The following is a 23,575-nucleotide window of genomic DNA, read 5'->3' as shown; positions in this document are numbered from 1 at the left end:
AACACGAAATTGGGTAAGGATGGGGACATGCAACCCCACGTTTTCGAGGTCTGGGCCCCGAACCCCCAGACCGTTCGACTGTCGGTCGACGGCACAGTTCACCCGATGTCGAAGTCGCAGCACGGATGGTGGACCGCCGAGGTCCCGGCTGCCGACGGTGCCCGCTACGGATTCCTGATCGACGACGACGATGCCGTGATCCCCGACCCGAGGTCGCCTCGTCAGCCCGACGGTGTGCACGCGGCCTCGGCGCTGCACACGCTCGACGACGACGCATGGACCGATTCGTCGTGGACCGGACGCCGGTTGCCTGGGTCGGTGATCTACGAGCTGCACATCGGAACGTTCACTGCCGAAGGGACTTTCGATGCGGCCGCCGAGAAGTTGGATCACCTCGTCGACCTCGGTGTCACGTTCGTCGAGATCATGCCGGTCAACGGATTCAACGGCACGCACAACTGGGGTTACGACGGCGTTCTCTGGTACACCGTGCACGAGGGATACGGCGGCCCGGACGGGTTGCAGCGTCTGGTGAATGCGTGCCATGCCAAGGGAATCGGCGTCGTACTCGACGTCGTCTACAACCACCTCGGACCGTCCGGGAACTACCTGGAGAAGTTCGGCCCGTACATGTCCCAGGGCGCCAACTCCTGGGGCCAGACCGTGAACGTGGCCGAGGAACATTCGGATCCGGTGCGCCGCTACATCATCGACAACGCGTTGCGCTGGATGTCGGAATTCCACATCGACGCACTGCGACTCGACGCCGTCCACGCACTGGCCGACAACCGCGCGGTGCACATCCTCGAACAATTGGCCATCGAAACCGAACGGCTGTCGGCCCACGTGCGACGGCCGCTGTCGTTGATCGCGGAGAGCGACCTCAACGACCCGAAACTGATCTCTCCGCGTGCCGCCGGCGGTTTCGGTCTCGACGCGCAGTGGGACGACGACGTTCACCATGCGATCCACGCCGCGGTCTCGGGTGAAAGGCAGGGCTACTACGCCGATTTCGGTCATCTCGAAACCTTGGCCACCACGCTGCGGCGAGGCTTCTTCCACGCCGGCACGTACTCGTCGTTCCGCGGCCGTGTGCACGGAAAGCCGATCGACGTCCGTACGGTGCGCGGAAGCTCCTTGGTTGCGTACACCACCACCCACGATCAGGTGGGAAACCGCGCGATCGGGGACCGCCCCGGCTTCTACCTCGACGGCGGGCAACTCGCGATCAAGGCGGCGCTCGTGCTGACCTCGCCCTTCACCCCGATGTTGTTCATGGGCGAGGAGTGGAACGCATCGTCGCCGTTCCAGTTCTTCACCTCGCATCCGGAGCCGGAACTGGGCAAGGCGACGGCGGAGGGCCGCAAGTCCGAGTTCGCGTCGCACGGCTGGGACAGCGACGACATTCCCGATCCGCAGGACATCGCGACCTACGACCGGTCCAAGCTCGTCTGGGACGAGGTGTCGGACGGCGAGCACGCCCGTGTGCTCGGGTGCTACCGGTCGCTCATCGCGCTGCGCCGCGAGCGCATCGAGATCACCGACCCGTGGCTCGATCACATCTCCGTCGACTACGACGAGGACAAGGGCTGGATCGCGGTGAACCGGGCGGGTATTCGATTGGCGTGCAACCTTTCTCCCGATCCGGTCACCGTGCCGTTCGGCGGCGTTCCGCTGCTGTGGTGGGATGCGCCGACCCAGGACGAGACTGCGTCCACCACGACCGTTCCCGGTCACTCGTTCGTCGTGCTGGACCGGGTGGCCTGATCGGTCGAGCTACTTCCGGAGCAACCTCAGCACCAGGGCGGCGGTCAGCAGCAGAATCACGGCCGTGATGCCCGACGCGACGTGCATGCCGCCGACGAATGCGTCCCGAGCGGAGTCGAGAACCGCGCTCGCCACTTCGCCGGAGTACGAGTTCGCCACGGCCACCGCACCACCGAGCGTTTCGCGGGCCACTGCTGCGTCGCCGGCCGACACGGTGCTGACGTCGAGCCCGGACCGGAACATCGCCATGACGACCGATCCCAGAACGGCGACGCCCAAGGCGATTCCGAGTTCGTAACCGGTCTCGGACACCGCCGACGCCGCTCCGGCGCGGGCGGGTTCGACCGAGCTGATCACCAGGTCCGACGTGAGCGTCAGCGCCACACCCGACCCGAACCCGATCAGTACGAAGCCCGCGACGAACAATCCCGGTCCGCCGTCCACGCGCAGCCCGATCAGCAGCAGTGCGCCGAGAGCGGCGGCGATCAGACCGGCCGCCAGCACCGTGCCGGGTAGCCACCTCCGGACGAGGGCACTCGCGGCGAGCGACGCCGCGATCGACATGGCGGTGCCGGGAAGGAGGAACAGCCCCGCTTCGAGCGGGCTCGTTCCGAGCACCAGCTGAAGATATTGCGCACCGAAGAACAGCACACCCGCGAGCGCGAAGATCGACAGCAGGTTCGTGAGCACCGCGGTGGTGAACCTCGGCCGCAGGAACAGGTCGAGGTCGATCATCGGGTGGGACACCCTGCGCTGGCGACGCACGAACGCCGCGCCGGATGCGACGCCGAGGGCGGCCATGACCGCCAGCGACCAGTGCAGCCCGTGCACCGCGCCTTCCTTGACCGCGTAGACGAGCGGAACCATCGTGGTGATGGACAGGGCGGCGCTCACCAGATCGAACCGACCCGGGTTCGGGTCCTTGGCCTCCGGGATCACCCACGGTCCGACGAGAACCAACACCAGCATGATCGGGACGTTGATCAGGAACACCGAGCCCCACCAGAAGTGCTCGAGCAGCCATCCGCCGACCAAGGGACCGGCTGCAGCGCCGCCGCCGGCCATCGCTCCCCACACCCCGATGGCCAGTGTGCGTTGCCGTGGAACCGTGAAGATGGTGCGGATCAGTCCGAGGGTGGCGGGCATCAGCGTCGCACCCGAGACGCCCTGCAGAACCCGTGCGCCGATGAGCATTTCGGGGCTGACGGACCACGCGGCGATGGCGGATGCGACACCGAAGCCGGCGGCACCGACGAGCAACAGACGCCGGCGGCCGATGCGGTCGCCCAACGTGCCCATGGTCACCAGGAGACCGGCGAGAACGAACGAGTAGACGTCGATGATCCACAGCAGTTCGGTGCTGCTGGGCGCAAGGTCGGCGCTCACGAAGGGCAGCGCCAGGTCCAGAACCGTGCCGTCGACGGCAATGAGCAGCACCGCGAACGCGAGTACGACCAGTCCCAGCCAGTCCTTCCGCGTTGCCGTTGCTGAATTCGACCGCTCCTCCGCAGTCGTCACGACAGACATCTCCACACTCTCCTCGCTCGTCCGGCTCCAACCGTCCAGCCGGTACAGTGATCGACTGTAGCAACAACCGTCCAGCCGGTACAGTCAACTCCATGCCGGTGGGAACGCGCGACCGAATATTGGACGCCCTCGAGGCGCAGCTGCTCGATCAGGGCATAGGCCAGGTGACACTGGAGAGCGTCGCGGCACGAGCAGGGGTGTCCAAGGGCGGACTGCTCTACCACTTCCCCACCAAGGAAGCCATGATCGCCGGAATGGTTCGCCGGCTCGGCGACCGATCGGATGCCCAACGGGCCGAGGCCGCTGCCGGTGGCACGACCGTCGCGGAGTGGTACCTCCAGCAGCCGGACACGAGCACGAGCGAGGAGGTAGCTCTCTACCGCTCGACCATCGCCGCCCTCCGCAGCGTCGACGGCAAGCCCGGCGAGGTCCAGCAGGCGGTCACCGACGTCATGCGATTGTGGGACGAGGGCCTACGAGCCGAGATCGAGGACCCGGTGCAGGCCGAGATCGTCCGCCTCGTGGGCGACGGCATCTACCTGGCCGCGCTCCTGGACCTACCCGCCACCGATCCCGATCTGCACCGCCGAGTGGTGGAGCGACTGCTCAACCGTGGCAGTGCCCCGTCGAACTCGGCGCCACGTCCAGCGCAGGGTTCCGATCGAAGAACCCCACCGGCTTGAGCCAGAAGGCGACCGTGTCGACGGGCATGACCGGCCAGTCCTCGGGCCGGGTGATGTGATGAATCCCGAAGACGTACCACACGACCACGTCCGTGTTCTCGATCGAACGATTCTGCGCGGTCCACTCCGGCAACCCGTGGTCGACGCTCGACTGGTTGACGAATTCCCCTGACGGCCAGCGCTCGTCGGGATCGTTGGGCGTGACCCACACCGTGTGACCGATGACCTGCGCCCGCTGGAACACCGGCGACGCTGGATCGAACATCGACGGAATGGCCGCTCCCGGAACGAGTTTGTACGCGGGCCGCGTTCCCAGTCCGTTGGTGACGTTGTCGTTCACCACTTTCCACGCCCGCTGGCTGTTCCAGTCGAAGTCCTGCTTGCCCTCGCTCTCGGTCCGCAGAGGTGTGTTCTTCTGCGTCAGCGCCAGACCGTAGGGGTTGTCGGGACCCATCGGCACCACTTCGGTTTCGGTTGCGTAGACGGTGTTCTCGGTGCCGTCCACGTCGAGATCGAGCCGCGCCACCAGGAAGTGCTGGTGGTAGGGCGCGTAGGTGCGCGTGTCGACGAGCGTGCCGTTGGGATGCGATCCACCTTCGGGGAAATGACTGACCACCATGATGCCGGTGGCGCGCACCTCGCACTCGATGTTGCCGTCCTGATAGAACCGCCAGTACGTCAGATACTCGTAGTTGGCGACCGTCACGTGGAACGACACCGTGAGTCGGCGCATCCGGCGCACTTCGGCGCTGTCGTGGTCGACGTGCTTCCACAGCACGGCGGCGTCTTCCTCGTGAATGCAGATCGCGTTCGGGATCGTGTACGGCTCACCCTTGCTGTTGTGCAGAACAGCGTCCAGGTACCGAATTTCGCCGAGGCAGTCACACCCCAGTTCGAGCGAGGTGGTCATGAAACCGATTCCCCACTCGCCGATGTCGAATGCGGTGCGGCGGTAGTGATCGGTGGAATGTTCGCGGTAGGGAACCACCATCTCCGCGAACGACAATCGGTTGGCGACCGACCGCGTCCTACCGTTGTCGTCGTAGGTGATCGCGTGCAGAGTCATGCCCTCGCGATAGTTGAATCCCACTCGCAGCGACCAGTTCTGCCACGTCAGACGATTGCCCTCGAGCGTGAACGACGGCCCCTCGGACTGGATGATGTCGAGCGGCTTCAGGGGCTCACGGGTGGACTTGATCCGATCCGGGATGTGCCGGGGAACGTACTCCCCCATGATGTCCGGCCGGTCCACCGTGAACGTGTCCTCGATTTCCAACAGCTCCATCGAGTTCACGTCGATGACGCAATGAAATCCGTTGACCGGACCCGCGTAGGGATTGGCTCCGTCGGCCTTCTTGACCCAGGTGTCCGACCACCCGAGCCGACGTCCGAGGTACTTCTCCGGCGTCACCGCGGCGCCGTAGGTCCAGGTGTCCATGAACACCAGGCTCATGTCCGTGATGCCGCGTTCGGCCAGAGCCGCAATGACATCCGGATGCGAACGCAGGACGGCGTCGGCCTCCTCCCACTCGTCCACGGTGAAGTTCGGCTGCACGTCGGGGATGTGCGTCCACGAGATCACCGCATCGTCGGTGAGCGACAGCACGGCCTTGTAGGTGGCGTTCTCGTTCCTGTTCAGGCACACCACGACTGCGCGTCGATCGGGTCGCGTTCCGTCGGCATCGAACGCGGCCACCTCGGCCTTGGGCGGCTCGACCATCTCCATCGACGCGAAGCGCCAGCCGTCTCCCACCTGATGCTCGCGGGCCAGAAGAGCTGCAGCAGCAGTGAATTCGTCGGCGCCGAGCGGATCCAGTGGGTGGAAAGTCGCGGTCACGAGTTGGAGCTCATCACGTGCTTGATGCGGGTGTAGTCCTCGACGCCGTACGCCGAGAGGTCCTTGCCGTACCCCGAGTACTTGAATCCGCCGTGGGGCATCTCGGCGACGAGAGGAATGTGGCAGTTCACCCACACCGCGCCGAAATCGAGTGCCGCCGTGACGCGTTGGACCACACCGTGGTCCTTGGTCCACACGCTCGACGCCAGCGCGTATTTGACGTCGTTGGCCAGGGCGATGGCCTCGGACTCGTCGGCGAAGCGCTGCACCGTCACCACCGGGCCGAAGGTCTCCTCCTGCACGATGTCGTCCGTCTGCCGCACACCGGTGATCACCGTGGGCGCGTAGAAGAACCCGCTCTCGCCGACACGGTGTCCTCCCGTCACCACCGTCGCGTGCTCCCCCACGGCGGCGACCTTCTCCGAGACCGCCGTGAAGTGCCGAATGTTGTTGAGCGGGCCGTAGAACGCGTCCGGATCGTCGGGCATCCCCGGCTTCAGACCGTCCGCTGCCTTGACCAGGGCGTCGACCAACTCGTCGTGAATGTCCTCGTGCACCAGTACACGAGTGACCGCCGTGCAGTCCTGTCCACCGTTGAAGAAGGAGGCTTCCGCGAGTCCCTGTGCGGTGGAGGCGATGTCGGCGTCACCGAAGACAAGGGCCGGAGCCTTTCCGCCGAGCTCCAGGTGTGCGCGCTTGAGCTGCTGCGCCGCGGCCACGGCCACGGCGATACCGGCCCGCACCGATCCGGTGATCGAGACCATCGACACCTTGGGGTGTGACACGAGCGCGGCCCCGGTGCCACCGTCGCCGAGCACGATGTTGAGAACCCCGTCGGGAAAGATGTCCTTGGTGATCCGCGCGAGCACCAAGGTGCTCTCCGGAGTCGTGTCACTCGGCTTGAGCACCACCGTGTTACCCGCCGCGATGGCAGGACCGATCTTCCAGATCGCCATCATCAGCGGGTAGTTCCACGGAGTCACCTGGCCGACGACACCCACCGGCTCACGCCGAACGTAGGAGGTGAACCCCTCCATGTACTCCCCCGCGGACTTCCCTTCGAGCATGCGCGCAGCGCCGGCGAAGAACCGCAGCTGATCGGCGCCGACGACGACCTCCTCGGCAGCGATCACGGCTTTCGGTTGCCCGGTGTTGCGACTCTGGGCGTCGACGATCTCATCGCTGTGCGCTTCGAGTGCATCGGCAAATTTCAGCAGCGCGGCTTGACGCACCTTCGGCGTGGTCTTGCTCCAGGACGCGAACGCCCGCTCGGCAGCCGCGACGGCGGTGTCGATGTCACCCGCGGTCGAAATGGGCGACCGCGCAACGACCTTCTCGTCGGTGGGGTCGACGATGTCCATCGACTCGGTTCCGGACGACGGCACGAACTGCCCGTCGATGTAATTCTGCAGCAGCTCGTTCGACACGCGTGCTCTCGTTTCGCCGTGGGGGTCGTTGCTCCCGATTATGCGCAGATTTACCGGCCGCCGCGGCTCATCGAAACGTCCAATGCGTGACCGGGGACACACCAGGGTGTCCAATTGGTTCGGGTCCGGTCAGGTGAGGTACCGGTACGCCGGGCTTCCCGGTTCGAGATGCTCGACGTGGACCGGGGCAGCCTCCATCCGCTCGAGCAACGCGGAAAACCCACGAGCGGAACCCAATTCGACACCCACGAGCGCCGCACCGGTCTCCCGGTTGTTTCTCTTGACGTACTCGAAGACGGTGATGTCGTCGTCCGGTCCCAGTACGTCGTTCAAGAAACCGCGCAAGGCACCGGGCTTCTGCGGGAAGTCGACGAGGAAGTAGTGCTTGAGGCCCAGATGCACCAAGGACCGCTCGAGGATTTCGCCGTAGCGTGAGACGTCGTTGTTGCCACCGGAGACCAGGCACACGACCGTCTCACCGGCACTCAGATCGACGTGCCCGAGGGCGGCAACCGAGAGCGCGCCCGCAGGCTCGGCGATGATCCCCTCGTTCTGATACAGCTCGAGCATGGCCGTGCAGATGGCACCCTCGTCGATCTGCGTCACAAAGAAGGATCCATCTGTTCCAATCCGACCGGCGTCCGGCCTTCCCGCCACAACCCGACCGGCCTCCGGCCTTCCCGCCACAACCCGACCGGCCTCCGGCCTTCCCGCCACAACCCGACCGGCCTCCGGCCTTCCCGAATGCGAGACGACGCGCGCACCCAGAGCGGACACCATGGCGTAGGGAACAGCGCCCACGCGCTTGACCGACGCGCCGTCGACGAACGGGTCGATGTCCTCGAGGGTGACGGGACCACCGGCGACGAGCGCGGCGGTCATCGACGCGGCTCCCGAGGGCTCGACTCCGATGATGGACGTGCTCGGCGACCGCTCGCGCAGGTAGGTCGCCATACCGGTCAGGCAGCCTCCTCCGCCGACGGGAACGATGACGGTGCCGGGCGCCTCGCCCAGCTGAGCGACGATCTCGGCGGCGATGGTGCCCTGTCCGGCGGCCGTGCGGGCGTCGTCGAACGGTGGGACCATCGTCGCGCCGCTTCGTTCGACGTCGTCGCGAGCGGCCTGCGCGGCAGCGTCGTACGTGACTCCGGTGGAGATGACCTCGACGAACTCGCCGCCGTGGAAGGCGATGCGGTCCCGCTTCTGTTTCGGGGTGGTGGTGGGGACGTAGATGCGTCCGCGCACACCCAGACGACGGCACGCGAACGCGACGCCCTGCGCATGGTTACCGGCGCTGGCTGCGACGACGCCGATCGCGCGCTCGGCGTCGTCGAGCTGCAGCATCAGGTTGTAGGCCCCGCGCAACTTGTAGGACCGCACCTTCTGCAGGTCCTCGCGCTTGAAATACACGCGCGCACCGGTTGCGTCGGACAACCGGTCGCTGAATTCGAGGGGTGTCTGCAGAACGACGTCGGCGATGCGTACCGCGGCTTCGTCGACGTCGTCCGCCGTCAGGGCAGGCCGCACCGTGGATTGAGTCGACTCGGTCACCCGCTCATGCTGCCACTGCGACTCGGCGCAGCCTCGCTCAGGATGACTTGGACAGCACGAACACCGGGATCTCGCGATCGGTCTTCTTCTGGTAATCGGCGTAATCGGGGTACGCAGCGACACTGCGTTCCCACCAGAGCGCCTTCTCCTCGCCGGTGACCTCACGAGCGACCATGTCCCACTTCTCGGTGCCGTCACGCAGCTCGACGTGCGGATTCGCTTTCACGTTGAAGTACCAGACCGGGTGCTTCGGCGCCCCGCCGAGCGACGCCACCGCGGCGTACTCGCCGTTGTGCTCGACGCGCATCAACGGCGTCCGACGCAGCTTGCCGGACTTGTTGCCGATGGTCGTCAGCAAGATCACCGGCATGCCGTTCATGGTGGTGCCCTCGGTTCCACCCGAGCTCTCGTATAGCTCGGCCTGATCTGCGGCCCACGTGGACGGACTGGGTTCGTATTCACCTGTCAATGGCATGTATCTCAGTACACACGAGGCCGATCGACCCGGCAACGACTAAATTGTTCGGTTAACCGAACTCCACATTGCGTGTAACCTGACAGTCATTACCGGTACACCCGAAACGAGGATCCATGACTGTCGACATCGCCGGCACCGCGTGGCCCGTGTACAAGCTCGAATCGCTGGCCCTGGGTGCGATCGTCTTTCTCGCCACCTTCGCGATCACCATGTCTCTGCAACCGGCCGTGCTCCTCGGCGCCGCCGTTGCCGTGGCGGCGTGGCTCGGCCTTCCCGCCGCCGAAAAGAAACGACCGGCCGAATCCAGAGGACTCGACCGGTCGCTGTCGTAGGTGGATCGTCAGGAACCGAAAGGCAGCGTTCCGGGCGCCAGGTAGAGGCCGCTGCTTCCGGCTGCGACGCCGCCGATGGCACCGAGAATCAGGTTGATGAAGTTCGTGATCATGCGATACATCCTTTGTTCGATGGAAATTGTTCGCCTCGACGGTACTCGCCGCGTCCCATAATCGACCTGTGAACCTTTGGTACGTCAGCTACGGATCGAACCTTCTGGACGAGCGCTTCCACACCTATCTGACCGGTTCGCCGGATTCGAGCCCTTTCGGAGCACACCGGCCGGCGCCCGACCCCGCACTTCCCGTCCGGGATCGCTGGTTATGGATCGACCACTCGCTGTACTTCGCCGGCGTGTCGAAACGATGGGGAGGCTCGTCGGCATTCCTCTCGTGGGAGTGCACCCCCGAGGCACCCGCGCTCGCTCGTGCCTACCTGGTCCAGAGCGATCAATTTGCTCACGTCGCGGCCACCGAGAACGTTGTGGACCGCGTGGACTTGCCGACCGACATTGCGATCGGCGACTGGGGTCCGATCGGACTGCCGGCGACCACCGAGCCGCACCGCGGCAAATACGATGCGCTGCTTCGCCTTCCCGACATCGACGGAACGCCGGCGTGGACCGTGACGAGTTCGTTCGTGCGTGAACGTGGCACACCGTCCGAGCCGTACCGCGCGACGATCGCACGCGGACTTTCCGACAGCCCGCTACCGGTCGACTGCGCCGCCTACCTCGATGACGCCGTCGCGCGGTCGGCCACCATCACACTGCCAGGCAGGACGGACCCAGCAACGCCTTGAGGTCGCCCATCAGGGCAGACGACGGTGTCACACGCAGGCTGTCGTCGAGTCGCAGCATCGTGATGCGCTCGCCGCTCACCAGCCTGAGGTGCACATCCGACGACCCCGGATGACTCGCCAGCACCTTCTTGAGAGCGCCGACCTTGTCCGCGGTACACAGTCGCGTGGGCAGGCTGACCGCCAGCGGCTTCGCGACACCGATGGCCGAGAGATCCGGTACCGCAAGGTCGTTGACGATCAGCGACGGGCCACGGTCGTCACGCTGTGACACGCGCGCCTTGACCAGCACCACCGAGTCCTCGGCCACGTCGGCGCCCAGCACCGAGTACGCCTGCGGGAAGAAGAGCACCTCGATGCCGCCGGTGAGGTCTTCCAGCTGCGCCGACGCCCACGTCAGACCGTTCTTGTTGACCCGGCGGTTGACCGAGGTGAGGATGCCGCCGACGGTCACCTGCGTGCCGTCCTTGATTCCGCCTTCGAGGATCGCCGGGATGTTGGTGTCGGACTGCTGAGCGAGAACGTGCTCGACCCCGTTGAGCGGATGTCCGGACACGTACAGCCCCAGCATCTCTCGCTCCAGCGCGAGGCGGTGCTTGGTATCCCACTCCTCGTCGGGGATCTTGACGTTGAAGACCGCGTTGATGGACTCGTCGGCGTCGACGCCGCCGAATAGGTCGAACTGGCCCATCGCTTCGGCCTTCTTGGTGCCCAGGACAGCGTCGATCGCGTCGGCGTGTACCAGCATCAGACCCTTGCGCGGGTGGCCCAGCGAGTCGAATCCACCCGCCTTGATGAGGGATTCGGTGACCTTCTTGTTGCAGGCCGTCGCGTCGATCTTGCCCAGGTAGTCAGAGAAATCCTGGAACGGCGACTTCTCCTTGCGCGCGGAGATGATGGACGCGACCACGTTGGCGCCGACGTTGCGCACGGCGCCGAGGCCGAATCGGATGTCCTCGCCGACGGACGCGAAGTTGAGTTCGGACTCGTTGACGTCCGGTGGGAGAACGGTAATTCCGAGCCGGCGGCAGTCCGCCAGATAGATCGACGCCTTGTCCTTGTCGTCGCCGACGCTGGTGAGCAGGCCCGCCATGTACTCGGCCGGGTAGTTGGCCTTGAGGTACGCCGTCCAGTACGAGACCAGTCCGTAGCCCGCGGAGTGCGATTTGTTGAACGCGTACCCGGCGAACGGAAGAACGGTGTCCCAGAGCGCCTTGATGGCGGCCTCGGAGAAACCGTTGTCCAGCATGCCCTGTCGGAATCCGGCGTAGGCCTTCTCCAGTTCGGACAGCTTCTTCTTACCCATGGCGCGGCGGAGAAGGTCGGCCTGACCGAGGGAGTATCCCGCCACCTTCTGCGCCAGTTGCATGATCTGCTCCTGGTAGACGACCAGGCCGTACGTCTCGCCGAGGATGACCCGGAGCGGCTCTTCGAGCTCGGGGTGGATGGGCTTGACCTCTTGGCGCCCGTTCTTGCGGTCGGCGTAGTCGTTGTGCGAGTTCATGCCCATCGGGCCGGGTCGGTACAGCGCGAGCACCGCCACGATGTCCTCGAAGCCCGTCGGCTGCATCTTGCGCAGCAGGTCTCGCATGGCCGTACCGTCGAGCTGGAAAACACCGAGAGTGTCTCCGCGCGAGAGCAATTCGTACGTGGCGGGGTCGTCCAACGGCAGTGCGTCGAGGTCGATGTCGATTCCGCGATTGGCCTTGATGTTCTCGATGGCGTCACCGATGACGGTGAGGTTGCGCAGCCCGAGGAAGTCCATCTTGAGCAGGCCGATGGCCTCGCAGGACGGGTAGTCCCAGCCGGTGATGATGGCGCCGTCCTGGGCACGCTTCCACACCGGAATGGCGTCGGTGAGCGGCTCGGACGACATGATGACAGCGCAGGCGTGGACACCGGCGTTGCGAATGAGGCCTTCGAGCCCCTTCGCGGTCTGGTAGATCTTCGCGACGTCCGGGTTCGAGTCGATCAGCGACCGAACTTCGGACGCTTCCTTGTACCGCTCGTGGGTGGGATCGGTGATGCCCGCAACCGAGATGTCCTTGGCCATGACGGGCGGCGGCAGCGCCTTGGTGATCTGATCGGCGATCGCAAAACCCGGCTGGCCGAACTGAACTCGTGCGGAGTCCTTGATGGCGGCCTTGGTCTTGATGGTGCCGAAGGTGATGACCTGCGCGACGCGGTCACTCCCCCACTTCTCGGTGGCGTACCGCACCATCTCGCCACGGCGGCGATCGTCGAAGTCGATGTCGATATCGGGCATCGACACGCGCTCGGGGTTGAGGAATCGCTCGAACAGCAGACCGTGGGGCAACGGGTCGATGTTCGTGATGCCCATCGCGTAGGCGACCAGCGAACCGGCGGCCGATCCTCGACCGGGCCCGACGCGGATCCCGACTTCCTTGGCGTGGTTGATCAGGTCACCGACCACGAGGAAGTACGCGGGGAAGCCCATCTCGAGGATGACGCTGATCTCGTACTCGGCGCGGGAAAGGTATTCCTCGGTCGGGCCGTCCGGGAACCGCCGATGCAGCCCGTCCATGACCTCTTTCCGAAGCCACGTTCCCTGCGTGTAGCCCTCGGGGACGGGGAAGATCGGCATGCGGTCGCGGTGCTCCCACACCTCGGAGTACGACTGCACGCGCTCGGCGATCAGCAGCGTCGAGTCACATGCTCCGGGCACCTCGTCGTCCCACAGCGCGCGCATTTCCTGTGCGGACTTGAGGTAGTAGCCGTCGCCGTCGAACTTGAAGCGGGTGGGATCGCTGAGGGTCTTGCCCGTCTGAATACACAGCAGGGCTTCGTGATTGACCGATGCGTCCTTGGTGACGTAATGGCAGTCGTTGGTGGCGAGCGGCGGGATTCCGAGCTGCTTGCCGATGTTCAGCAGGCCCTCGCGCACCCGACGTTCGATGGACAAGCCGTGGTCCATCAGCTCCAGGAAGAAGTTGTCCCGACCCCAGATCTCCTGCCACTTGGCCGCCGCCTCGAGCGCCTCGCGGTCGTGCCCGAGGCGCAGCCGAGTCTGGATTTCACCGGACGGGCAGCCCGTGGTGGCGATGATCCCCTCGGCGTGCGTGGCGATGAGCTCCTCGTCCATGCGCGCCCACTTGCCGAGCTGGCCTTCGATGGACGCGAGCGAGGACAGCTTGAACAGGTTGCGCAAGCCGGTGGCGTTCTCGGCCACCATCGTCATGTGCGTGTAGGCGCCGCTACCGGACACGTCGTCCGACTTCTGGCTGCGGTCACCCCACAGAACGCGTTTGGTGTCGAAGCGCGACGCGGGCGCCACGTAGGCCTCGATGCCGATGATCGGTTTGATGCCGGCCTTCTGGGCCTCGTTGTAGAACTCGCTGGCTCCGTACATGTTCCCGTGGTCGGTCATGCCCACGGCGGTCATCTCCAGCCGCGCTGCCTCGGCGAACATGGGCGCGATCTTGGCCGCGCCGTCGAGCATCGAGTACTCGGTGTGATTGTGAAGATGTACGAACGAGTCAGCCACGGGAGTCACTCTATGTGGTCGCACCGACAGTCCTCGGCGCGTCTCGGCGTGTCCCGTCAGGTCGTGACGGGTGTTACCGAAGTGGCTCGATGTTCGTGTCGACTGCGCCTGATCCGGCCCACCGCATCGACCGTGAAGACCACCAGGGCACACCAGATCAACGCGAATCCGATCCACCGGGAGGCCGGCATGTCCTCGTGCAACACGAACACTCCCCACAGCAACTGCAGACCGGGAGTCAGGTACTGCAAGAGGCCCAGGGTCACGAGCGGAACCCGTTGCGCCGCCACCCCGAACAGCAACAGCGGTACGGCGGTGATCGGCCCGGCGAGCGCGAGCAGCAGCGCGTGCGGGACGCCCGCCGAGAGCGCCGTCGCGTGACCCGTCACACCCAGCACGATCAGGAAGGCCAACGCGACGGGTGCGCCGACGATGCCCTCTGCGGTCAAGGACGTGCGCGGGTCCAGCGGGACGATCTTCTTCATCACCCCGTAGAGAGCGAACGAGAAGGCCAGCGCGAGCGAGATGAGCGGCGGGCGACCGTAGTCGACGGTCAGGACCACCACCGCGATCGCCGCGAGCACCACGGCCGCCACCTGAGCGCGGGAGAGCCGCTCCTTGAAGAACACGACGCCCAGCAGAACGCTCACCAGCGGGTTGATGAAGTACCCGAGCGCCGCCTCGACGACGTGGCCGGACAGGACCGCGAAGATGTAGACACCCCAGTTGATGGACACGAACGCCGACGCCAGCGCGACGGTGCCCCACGTCCGTCCACCGAGACCTCGCAGAGTTCTCAGCCTGCCGGTGACCAGCATGACCACCAGCATCAACGCCAGAGTCCACAGGACACGGTGCGCGAGAATCTCCACGGGACCGGCGAAGCTGAGCAGGCCGAAGAAGGCTGGGAACAGGCCCCACATGCCGTAGGCACCGACACCGCTGAGCAGCCCGACGCTGCCGGCGGAACGCGGCTCCTTCTTGGATGTCACTGGTTCTTCTTGGGTGTCACTCGTGAGACGTTACAGAGAACCGGGCACCTGTCACGAAACGTCCCTCCGTCCTGTCTTCACTGGTGAGGCTCGTCTGCACCGACGAGCGAAGGAGGAAGTCATGACACGATTTCTGGTCACTGGATGGACCGGACAACTCGGAGCACCCGTCACCGAGCGGCTTCGGGCGGCGGGCCACACTGTCCGCGGCCTGAGCCGGCGCGGCGGACCGGACGCCACGGCGTGCGACCTCACCACCGGCGCAGGTCTTGCCGCCGCCCTCGGCGGCATCGACACGGTGGTGCATCTGGCCACCACGAACGGATCGAAAGACGTTGCCATCGCCCAGAATCTCGTCCGTGCTGCCGAGCAGGCAGAGGTTCGACACCTCGTCCTGATCTCCATCGTCGGCATCGAGGACGTCCCGATCGGGTTCTATCGAGACCGAGTGCGCATCGAGCAGTCGGTCACCGAGAGCGCGGTCCCGACGACCGTGCTCCGAGCCACCCAGTTCCATTCGTTCGTCGAACGCATCTTCTCGGCGCAGCGGTTCAGCCCCGTCCTGCTGGGTCCGGCGTTCCGATTCCAGCCCATCTCGACCGACGACGTGGCGGACCGTCTGACCGAACTCGCCCTCGGTGCCCCGGCGGGGCGAGTGGACGACATCGGTGGACCGGAGACCGCCACCCTCCGCCAGTGGCACCGGAGGTGGGCGTCGGCGACGGGTAGTCGTCGACCCTTCGTGTCGATCAGGCTGCCGGGCAAGCTGTTTCGCGCCTACGACGCTGGAGTCAACCTCGTTCCGGGCCCGGCGTACGGCCGGGGAACGTTCGAGGAGTATCTGTCCGAACGGGCATGACTCGGGCAAGGTGCGCGAGCTTGCCCGGCTCGAGCACGATCATGACCGACTCGATACCGGACCAGGTGGCGTCGATGGTGCACACCCCGGCGACTACGCCGTCGCGGGTGAACAGCACTGCAGCGCGACCGTTGACCTCGACGATCTGCGGAGCGAGATCCTGGCCGAACTTGGCCACGACACCGAGCAGGAACTGGGCGACGCGACCACGGCCCACGACGGGAACCCGCGCGGCGGTGACTTTCCCACCACCATCGGAGAGCGCGACGACGGATTTGGTCAGCACGGCCTCGAGTCGCGCCATCTCACCCGACGCCACCGCGCCCAGGAATGCGTCGAGCAGACGTCGGTGCTCGTCCGCGTCCACGGCGACCGGCCGGCGTGACTGCAGATGCGCACGGGCGCGCCGAAACACCTGCCGCGCAGTGGCTTCGGCGATCTCGACCACCTCGGAAATGTCCGCGAAAGAGTAGTCGAACGCCTCTCGCAGCACGAACACCGCGCGCTCGGTCGGCGAGAGCTGTTCGAGAAGACGGACCACCGCGAAATCCATGGCCTCGGCGCGAAGTGCCCCGATCGCGGGATCGGACTCGGTGTCCACCGGCTCCGGCAGCCATGGACCGGGGTAGGTCACCCGCCGTGCGTACGCCGACGTCGCCGCGTTGACGGCCAGCCTCGTGACCATCGTCATGAGGAACGCTCCGGGATCGCGCACCGCTTCGTGGTCGACGTCGGCCCACTTGATCCACGCGTCCTGAACGATGTCGTCGGCGTCAGACGCACTGCCGAGCATGCGGTACGCGACGCCGAACAGCCGGCGACGATGGGCGTCGAACTCGGCGAGTGCATCCGTGGCCATGATTCTCGGGAGTCTAGGGACGCCCGCATAGTCTTAAAAGATGAAGACCGAGGGATCGTTCCCGAACATGCGTCTGCTCTGGTCCTACATCGCACCTCACAGGCGTGTGCTGTTCGCCGGTCTGGGCCTCGGCCTTCTCGTGACGGCGTCGTCGCTGGCGACACCACTGGTGACCAAGCGGCTGCTCGACTCGTTCGGCGTGCCGGGTGCGACGACGTCCGCCATCGTTCTGCTGGTGTCGCTGCTCGCGGTCGGCGTCGTGGTGGGCCTCGCGCAGCGTCTGCTCCTCGGGACCATGGCCGAACGCGTGGTCCTGAACGCGCGATCGTCGATGGTGCACCGGTACTTCGGTGCGACGATCGGATCGGTGACATCGCGACCCACCGGCGAGATGCTCACGCGCGTCACCTCGGACACGGTGCTGTTGCGCGAAGCGTCGTCCTGGGCACTGGTGGAAATCGTGAACGGCATCATCGCGATCGTCGGCGTCATCGCCCTCATGGCCTTCCTCGACCTACCACTGCTCGGCACCGCACTGGCCGGCATCACTCTGATCGCCGTTGCTGCAGGCACTTTGATGCCCGCGGTCGCCCGCGCACAGAAGGACGCCCAGGCCGCGATGGGCCGGCTCGGCGCAATGCTCGAAGGCGCGCTGCGCGCCGTCCGCACGGTCAAGGCCAGCCGAGCGGAGCAACGTGAAGGCGATCGGATCGTCGACGAGGCCAAGACGTCTGCAGTCTTCGGAATCCGAGCGGTCAAGCTCGAAGCCTGGGCGTGGACCATCACCGGCACCGGCGTTCAGCTGACGATCATCGCGGTGCTCGGATTCGGCGCGTACCGCGTCAACGCCGGCGCTCTCGAAGTGTCCAGTCTCGTTGCCTTCCTGCTGTATTCGTTCCAGTTGGTCGGCCCCGTCTCACAGGTGACGCTGTACGTCTCACAGCTTCAACGCGGCATGGCTGCTGCCGCGCGCATCCGCGAAGTACAGGAACTCGAGCTCGAATCCTCGCCGCCGGCCGAACTGGTGGACTTGCCGACGCGCATTCCGGAATCCTCTCCCGCTCTCACCCTCCGCTCCGTCACGGCCGGGTACGGCAGCGAGGATCCCGCGGTTCGGTCGATCGACATCACAGTTCCCTCGCGTGGGCACACAGCCGTGGTGGGACCGTCGGGTGCCGGCAAGACGACCCTGTTCTCGTTGGTCCTGCGTTTCCTCGAACCGAACAGCGGCGAACTGTCGCTCGGCGGTATCCCGTATCACCAACTGTCCAACAGCCAGGTTCGCGGAAACATCGGCTACGTCGAGCAGGCGACGCCGACGCTGCCGGGAACCATCGCCGACAACCTTCGCCTGACCCACCCCGACGCGACGGACGCGGAACTGTTCTCCGCCCTCGCCCGAGTCCACATGACGGAGAAGATCGAGCACCTCCCCCTCGGCCTCGACACGGAATTGCGCGACTCGGCCGTCTCCGGCGGAGAGCGTCAACGAATTGCATTGGCGCGAGCCATCGTTCGACCGCCCAACGTGTTGCTCCTCGACGAGGCCACCGCGCAGGTCGACGGGCGCACCGAGGCGGCGATTCACGACGCGATCCGCGAACTTTCCCGCGAGGGCGCCGTGGTCACCATCGCGCACCGCCTCTCGACCGTGATCGACGCCGACACCATCTTCGTGCTCGAACGAGGCCGCGTCCGCGCGCAGGGCACGCACACAGAGCTGCTCGAGAGCGACGATCTGTACCGCGAGTTGGTCGCGGCGCTGCGCATCGCGGTGTGACGTCACGCTGCGTCGGGCCGAGGCAGAGATGGAGCCGTCGACGTGTGGCGATGACCGGTGGGCGTAACGATTTCGTACTCGTGTAACCGGCCACCGGTTGTGGTCGGCGTGGTGCTCCATCCAGGTGTGTTCTTGACCTGGTTGCACGCCACACACAGGCCTGCGCCATTCTGTGCCGCGGTGGGTCCACCCTGGTGGTCGGGAATCAGATGATCCCGGTGCCGGATCGGCGCCTCGCACCACGGAGTTCGACACACCTGATCGCGAATGTCGATGAGTCGCTTCATTCCTGTGGTGAAACAGCGAGACCTCGATTCCACCGCCGTGAGCGCGCCGGTGGCGGGATGGGCGTACACCCGTCGAAGAGTCACCTGCGCGTCGGCATCCTGCACCCACTCGCGGGCGATCGACGCTGGAATCGGTCCGTATCCCAGAACGTGTGCGGCTTCGTCACCACCGCCCATCAGAGCCGCGTCCGACATCACGAGAACGAGTTCCACGGGAACGTCTGAAGCGGCAGCGGTCCCGGAAGTGCGCTCCACGAGCAGGTCGGCCATGATCTGATCGCGAGTCCTGCCCTCGGCGTTGCCCGTTGCAATCAGGGAGTCCGCGTCGCGACGCAGCGTTGCGTACACGGTGATGGCCTGCTTCATCGGTAGCAACGTGGTCAGGTACACCATGAGGTCGGGAGCCGGTCGAGTCGATACCCTACGATCACTCGTCCTCTTGCGAAGTCGACGGCGCACAGCTTTCGGATTCATCTTGCTCGCAAGCGCTTTGGCGCGAGCGGCGACAGTTCGGTCGCCACTGGTGGCCAGGGTGTCCGGGCTCGAGCACAGTTCGGCGTCGATTCGCCGGCGCTGTTTCGCAGTTAATCCCCCGGTTTCGCGAACCAGGATCGTCGCTCGCCACTCCGTGATGATGCCCGTGGACAACAGCTCTCGCGTATGCGGCATCTCGGTGTACAGGACAGCTGCGAACGCCGCCTTCTGCGATCCGACTGTCGGCGACGCCTTGTGCGCCAACCCCACCTGAGCGGCAATCGACTTTCGCGCATTCTCGCGCGTGATCGTCGTGCCGTCGCACGACAGGCCGGACCCGATGATCTGGCGGCGGGTCGAGGCAGCGAGGTCCACCGTCGGCGTGATCTGCGCCGCCGCGAAGATGGCCTTGGCATCTGCCAGCAACGTGATCTGATCGACGCGTTCGGCGTCGTCGACGGCGACAGCCAGCGACGGCACTCTGCGGAGAAACGACCGAAGTTCGTCCGTTGTCAGTGGCGGTGAGTCATCCATTCCAAGCCCCCCTCAATTCCAAGCCCCTCTCGAACTGATGTTCGAAAACCGTATCCCGACCCACCGACAAGAACCTCGCTCGTTTCGCTGCCCCTCCCGCCGGGCATCGTGAAGGTGTGCCTCTACTGCCTCCTCCCCCCACCGACACCGACGACGTGATCGCCTGGGTCGCCGAGCACCTCGGCGACCTCACACGCGAAGGACCGGGCGACATCACGTCGGGCGGATTCAAGGGCGGGCAGAGTGCGGCGGACGCCGCGCTGGCCATCCTCGACATCACCCGCTACGCCTACACACGCAGCACGGTCCTGCCCGTGTCCCGCCGGGGCGCGAGCCGGATGTCGCCCTACATTCGGCACGGTCTGCTGACGCTCCCGATGGTGTGGGACGCCGTGGCCGACGCACCGCCGAAGGACCGCAGCAAGTATCGAGACGAGCTGATGTGGCAGGAATACGCTCGCCACCTCTACGCGCGGGTGGGCTCCGCGAACGGCGCATCCCTCACCCGTGCGCAACCGCAGACCTCCTCGTGGACACGGGACCCATGGCCGTCGGAGATGAACTGCATGTCCACTGTCGTCGACGAATTGCACACCGACGGCTGGTTGGTGAATCAGACGAGAATGTGGTTGTCCTCGCAGTGGGCCGTGCGCGCCGGAGCTCCCTGGCGCGAGGGCGAGGACGAAATGTTTGCGCACCTGCTCGACGGATCACGCGCAGCCAATCGCCTCGGATGGCAGTGGACCGTCGGGACCGGCAGCGGCAAGCCCTACGGGTTCAGCCGTTGGCAGGTGGAGAAGCGCGCTCCGAAGCTGTGTCAGCAGTGCGGGCTGAGGAAGGCGTGCCCCATCCAGGACTGGCCGAGCAGCGACCCCGGCCCCCGCGTGGACGGACCCGATCTGAACACGGGTCCGGTGCCGGCGGGACCGTCGCAGCCGGAGATCACCGGCACGGCCGACACGGTGTGGCTCACCGCGGAGTCGTTGGGAGACAACGACCCAGCGCTCGCCGCCGACCGCGACCGGCCTGCTGTCTTCGTCTTCGACGAGCCGCTCCTGCGCCGGCTGCGACTGTCCGGCAAGCGACTCGTCTTCCTGGCCGAGGCACTGGGGGAAATCGCGACGATGCGCCCGCTCGACGTTCGCCGCGGTGTCGTTGCGGACGAGCTGGCCGGCAAGTCGCTCGCCGCCACCTGGACGCCCGTTCCGGGGTGGGCACGCATATCGCCGCACCTGACCATCGACGAGTTGTATCCCTGGCCCTGGTTAGTGCGGCCCGAGACGTCGTCGTTGCGCTCGTTCAGTGCGTGGCGTCGCAGCCACCGGAAGTGAGCTGAGCGAGAATAGGATCGAGACATGGCCCATTCCAAGCGAGTGTCGACGACGCACCCCGACAGGGTGTGCGCGTCGTGCGGGCGTCGGATCGAGTGGCGCAAGAAGTGGGAACGGGACTGGGACAACGTCAAGTACTGCAGCGCGACCTGCCGGCGGAACTCGGTGACCGAGTCCGATCACGATCTCGAGGAACGCATTCGAAGCTTGCTGGCCTCACGGGCCGCCACGTCGAGCATCTGTCCCTCCGATGTCGCGCGTGCGGTGTCCCCGGACGACTGGCAGCCCTTGATGGAGCCGGTGCGCAAGGCTGCACGTCGTATGGTCGACGCCGGTGAGGTGGAAATCACGCAGAAGGGCTCGGTGGTCGACCCGTCCACGGCTCGCGGACCGATCCGAATTCGCCGCGCGCGTAACTGATCACACGTGACGCAGGTCCCGGGCGTGCGCGACGGCGGCGCCGATGTCGCCGTGATGCATCGGGCCGTGCCCGGGAAGTAGGACGTCGGCCGCCAGGCCGGAAAAGACGTCCAGGACGGAATACTCGGCCGGCGCGTCGTGTGAGAACAGGGTCGGTAGGAGCTGAGGTCCGACCGTGCGGGACAGTGCGTGCCCGGTGACGAGGGCGTCACCGGAGATCAGGACGCCGGCCTTCTCCACGAAGTAGGCGGTGTGACCCGACGTGTGCCCCGGACTCGCGATCGGAGTGGGCGCACCGGGGAGATCCAGCGGGCCGTCCCGATCGGCGCCGGTGACCGCGTCGAAATCGTCCGCGTCGTCGACCTCGCCGGTCTGCAGCGCCCCGGCGCGCACGATGCGCAGAGACCAGGGCACCATGCCCCGCGTGGCGACGTGCGCGAGCAGTGTCCGGGGCGAGCTCTGCTCCAGGTACTCCCGACGTGCGTGGTGGACCTCGGTGTCCGACGTGAGCACCGGAGTGCCGTAGGTCGACGCGAAGTACGCTGCGCCGCCGATGTGGTCGATGTGTGCGTGCGTCAACAGAATCGCGCGGACGTCTTCGGGGCGACGCCCGATCCGCCGCAACGACTCCTGCACTGCGTCGACGTAGCGTGGATATCCCGTGTCGACGAGCGTGACATCGTCCCCGTCGGTCAGCAGAATCCAGTTGACGTCCCGCCCGGTCGCGAGGTGGACACCGTCGGCTGCAGTCACGACTTCGAAAGCGGTCATCGGTCAACAGTATTGCCGCTACCCGTGCACTCGGGAAGACACCGAGCACTGGAGGACGGTGGCGAAAATCGTTGGTCCGCTTGTGCAGTAAGCTGGTTCGTCGTGATCGACGCTGCACTTCATTCCTCCTCCACTCAGTCCGACGACGACTTCTCCCGCTCCGGCGAACCCTGCTCGTGGTGCGGTGGCACCGACGATGTCGAGGCTTATCGGAACGAACCCCGCTGCGCCACGTGCCGCACACACGAGTCGGTCATCGACGCCGCACGACGGTTCATCGGCATGTACGGCCTTCGGCCACTGGGCGGTTCCGTCGTCTCGGAGGACGAGGACGAACTCCAGCACCGCACCGATGCCCGCGCGGCCCGCGCCGCCCTCGACAGCTCGCGTTCCGCGCAGGCCGTGAAGCCGCGCAAGCCCCGCGCGACCAGCCCGCGCCCTGTGACGCAGCGCGCCGGCGGCAGAGCCACCACCAGCCGTGTCTCCCGCACCGACACCGTCGACGTCGCCGCGCTCGGCGCCCGCGTCAGCGCACTTCTCGAGCAGCTGAGCGCAATCGACACCGAACTGGCCGGTCTCGACGGCGCCACCGGACTGCCGGCGCGCGCACGAACGAGCGATCTCGAACGTCAGCGCACCACCGTGATGACCACTCTGGCAGCATTGGAGAAGGCGCGTCGAAACGCGCGATGAGTTCTGCCGACCGGAAAGGTCACAACTCCATGCAGCTAGTACGAGTTCAGAACTTCGGAGTGTCGAGCGACGGCGTGGCCGCCGGTGAAAACCAGAGCCTCGACAATCCGTTCGGCCTCGACCACAGCAGTCTTCTCGGCTGGGCGTTCGAGACCGCAAGCTGGCCCAACCGGACCGAGCCCGGTGGAAGTCGTGGGATCGACAATTACTTCACCCGAGACTTCCATCACAATATCGGCGCGGAGATCATGGGCCGCAACAAGTTCGGTCCGTACCGCGGCCCCTGGAGCGATCACGAGTGGGACGGATGGTGGGGTGACGAGCCGCCCTTCCGCACCCCGGTCTTCGTGATGACACACCACGAACGTCCGTCGTTTCGAGCCGGTGACACGACGTTCCACTTCGTCGACGGCGAACCTGCGGACGTCCTCGCGAAGGCCAAGGAGGCTGCGGACGGACGCGACGTTCGGCTCGGTGGCGGTGTGACGACCATTCGGGAGTTCCTCGACGCAGACCTGGTCGACACCATGCACATCGCGGTGGCGCCGATTCGGTACGGATCGGGTCTGCGGCTCTGGGATTCCCCCGACGAGCTGCGCGACCGCTTCGAGCTGGACATCGTCCCCAGTCCGAGTGGCGTGGTCCACCACCTCTTCTGGCGGAAATGAC

The 23,575-nt window shown here is 65.9% G+C and carries 20 protein-coding genes and 1 pseudogene; 11 read left to right on the top strand and 10 right to left on the bottom strand.

Features of this window, described 5'->3' with window-relative positions; genetic code table 11:
* Nucleotides 1-27 precede the first annotated feature (27 nt).
* The gene (gene treZ / locus AC59JP_RS03240) at nt 28-1,767 is read left to right on the top strand and encodes a malto-oligosyltrehalose trehalohydrolase (protein ID WP_497324186.1); all 1,740 of its coding nucleotides are present in this window, start codon (nt 28-30) and stop codon (nt 1,765-1,767) included.
* Between the two features lie 9 nt (nt 1,768-1,776).
* Here the strand turns inward: treZ and AC59JP_RS03235 are convergent, their stop codons facing one another.
* The gene (locus AC59JP_RS03235; protein ID WP_497324185.1) at nt 1,777-3,294 is read right to left on the bottom strand and encodes an MFS transporter; all 1,518 of its coding nucleotides are present in this window, start codon (nt 3,292-3,294) and stop codon (nt 1,777-1,779) included.
* Nucleotides 3,295-3,386: 92 nt separating this feature from the next.
* On the opposite strand from AC59JP_RS03235, the gene AC59JP_RS03230 reads away from it, so the two are divergent.
* Nucleotides 3,387-3,977, top strand: a complete 591-nt coding sequence (locus AC59JP_RS03230; protein WP_497324184.1) for a TetR/AcrR family transcriptional regulator — start codon at nt 3,387-3,389, stop codon at nt 3,975-3,977.
* Here the strand turns inward: AC59JP_RS03230 and AC59JP_RS03225 are convergent.
* The 4 genes from AC59JP_RS03225 to AC59JP_RS03210 form a co-directional block, all read right to left on the bottom strand.
* Nucleotides 3,901-5,814, bottom strand: coding sequence for a primary-amine oxidase (locus AC59JP_RS03225; RefSeq protein ID WP_497324183.1), 1,914 nt, complete (start codon nt 5,812-5,814; stop codon nt 3,901-3,903). The genes AC59JP_RS03230 and AC59JP_RS03225 overlap by 77 nt on opposite strands.
* The gene (locus AC59JP_RS03220) at nt 5,811-7,241 is read right to left on the bottom strand and encodes a gamma-aminobutyraldehyde dehydrogenase (RefSeq protein ID WP_497324182.1); all 1,431 of its coding nucleotides are present in this window, start codon (nt 7,239-7,241) and stop codon (nt 5,811-5,813) included. Before AC59JP_RS03220 ends, AC59JP_RS03225 begins: the two co-directional genes overlap by 4 nt.
* A 129-nt stretch (nt 7,242-7,370) precedes the next feature.
* Nucleotides 7,371-8,792, bottom strand: coding sequence for a threonine ammonia-lyase (locus tag AC59JP_RS03215; protein WP_497324181.1), 1,422 nt, complete (start codon nt 8,790-8,792; stop codon nt 7,371-7,373).
* Nucleotides 8,793-8,829: 37 nt separating this feature from the next.
* Nucleotides 8,830-9,267: a nitroreductase family deazaflavin-dependent oxidoreductase gene (locus tag AC59JP_RS03210; protein WP_497324180.1), complete on the bottom strand. Its 438-nt coding sequence runs from the start codon at nt 9,265-9,267 to the stop codon at nt 8,830-8,832.
* Nucleotides 9,268-9,383: 116 nt separating this feature from the next.
* Between AC59JP_RS03210 and AC59JP_RS03205 the strand changes: the two genes are divergently transcribed.
* Entirely contained in the window at nt 9,384-9,602 is a 219-nt protein-coding gene (locus AC59JP_RS03205) for a hypothetical protein (RefSeq protein ID WP_497324179.1), read from the top strand.
* A gap of 181 nt (nt 9,603-9,783) precedes the next feature.
* The gene (locus AC59JP_RS03200; protein ID WP_497324178.1) at nt 9,784-10,404 is read left to right on the top strand and encodes a hypothetical protein; all 621 of its coding nucleotides are present in this window, start codon (nt 9,784-9,786) and stop codon (nt 10,402-10,404) included.
* Here the strand turns inward: AC59JP_RS03200 and dnaE are convergent.
* Nucleotides 10,367-13,906: a DNA polymerase III subunit alpha gene (gene dnaE / locus AC59JP_RS03195; protein ID WP_497324177.1), complete on the bottom strand. Its 3,540-nt coding sequence runs from the start codon at nt 13,904-13,906 to the stop codon at nt 10,367-10,369. The two genes, AC59JP_RS03200 and dnaE, sit on opposite strands and share 38 nt — an antisense overlap.
* A gap of 56 nt (nt 13,907-13,962) precedes the next feature.
* Entirely contained in the window at nt 13,963-14,898 is a 936-nt protein-coding gene (rarD, locus tag AC59JP_RS03190) for an EamA family transporter RarD (protein WP_497324176.1), read from the bottom strand.
* Nucleotides 14,899-15,019: 121 nt separating this feature from the next.
* Between rarD and AC59JP_RS03185 the strand changes: the two genes are divergently transcribed.
* Nucleotides 15,020-15,757 (top strand): SDR family oxidoreductase, encoded by a 738-nt coding sequence (locus AC59JP_RS03185; protein WP_497324175.1) that lies wholly within the window; start codon nt 15,020-15,022, stop codon nt 15,755-15,757.
* On the opposite strand, the gene sigJ is transcribed toward AC59JP_RS03185, so the two are convergent.
* Complete coding sequence (gene sigJ / locus AC59JP_RS03180) at nt 15,690-16,616, bottom strand: RNA polymerase sigma factor SigJ (protein ID WP_497324174.1); 927 nt, start codon at nt 16,614-16,616, stop codon at nt 15,690-15,692. The two genes, AC59JP_RS03185 and sigJ, sit on opposite strands and share 68 nt — an antisense overlap.
* Before the next feature lie 40 nt (nt 16,617-16,656).
* Between sigJ and AC59JP_RS03175 the strand changes: the two genes are divergently transcribed.
* Entirely contained in the window at nt 16,657-18,396 is a 1,740-nt protein-coding gene (locus tag AC59JP_RS03175; protein ID WP_497324173.1) for an ABC transporter ATP-binding protein, read from the top strand.
* Nucleotides 18,397-18,398: 2 nt separating this feature from the next.
* Here the strand turns inward: AC59JP_RS03175 and AC59JP_RS03170 are convergent, their stop codons facing one another.
* Entirely contained in the window at nt 18,399-19,691 is a 1,293-nt protein-coding gene (locus AC59JP_RS03170) for an HNH endonuclease (protein ID WP_497324172.1), read from the bottom strand.
* 116 nt (nt 19,692-19,807) lie between these two features.
* On the opposite strand from AC59JP_RS03170, the gene AC59JP_RS03165 reads away from it, so the two are divergent.
* The 3 genes and pseudogenes from AC59JP_RS03165 (at nt 19,808) to AC59JP_RS03155 (ending at nt 21,442) form a co-directional block, all read left to right on the top strand.
* Nucleotides 19,808-21,022: an FAD-binding domain-containing protein gene (locus tag AC59JP_RS03165; RefSeq protein ID WP_497324171.1), complete on the top strand. Its 1,215-nt coding sequence runs from the start codon at nt 19,808-19,810 to the stop codon at nt 21,020-21,022.
* A gap of 24 nt (nt 21,023-21,046) precedes the next feature.
* A pseudogene (locus tag AC59JP_RS03160) lies at nt 21,047-21,172 on the top strand (DUF2256 domain-containing protein); the annotation flags it as partial.
* A gap of 15 nt (nt 21,173-21,187) precedes the next feature.
* Complete coding sequence (locus tag AC59JP_RS03155) at nt 21,188-21,442, top strand: DUF3253 domain-containing protein (RefSeq protein ID WP_497324849.1); 255 nt, start codon at nt 21,188-21,190, stop codon at nt 21,440-21,442.
* On the opposite strand, the gene AC59JP_RS03150 is transcribed toward AC59JP_RS03155, so the two are convergent.
* The gene (locus tag AC59JP_RS03150; RefSeq protein WP_497324170.1) at nt 21,443-22,213 is read right to left on the bottom strand and encodes an MBL fold metallo-hydrolase; all 771 of its coding nucleotides are present in this window, start codon (nt 22,211-22,213) and stop codon (nt 21,443-21,445) included.
* A gap of 102 nt (nt 22,214-22,315) precedes the next feature.
* Between AC59JP_RS03150 and AC59JP_RS03145 the strand changes: the two genes are divergently transcribed.
* Both AC59JP_RS03145 and AC59JP_RS03140 read left to right on the top strand, forming a co-directional pair.
* On the top strand, nt 22,316-22,906 hold the full coding sequence (locus AC59JP_RS03145; RefSeq protein WP_497324168.1) for a hypothetical protein: 591 nt from the start codon (nt 22,316-22,318) through the stop codon (nt 22,904-22,906).
* A gap of 29 nt (nt 22,907-22,935) precedes the next feature.
* Complete coding sequence (locus tag AC59JP_RS03140; protein WP_497324167.1) at nt 22,936-23,574, top strand: dihydrofolate reductase family protein; 639 nt, start codon at nt 22,936-22,938, stop codon at nt 23,572-23,574.
* The last annotated feature ends 1 nt before the right edge of the window (nt 23,575 follow it).

The sequence above is a fragment of the Rhodococcus sp. 320_ES genome, from assembly GCF_059691855.1.
Note: the sequence above shows the minus strand (reverse complement) of the source record. Positions and strands in the feature narration are given on the sequence as shown.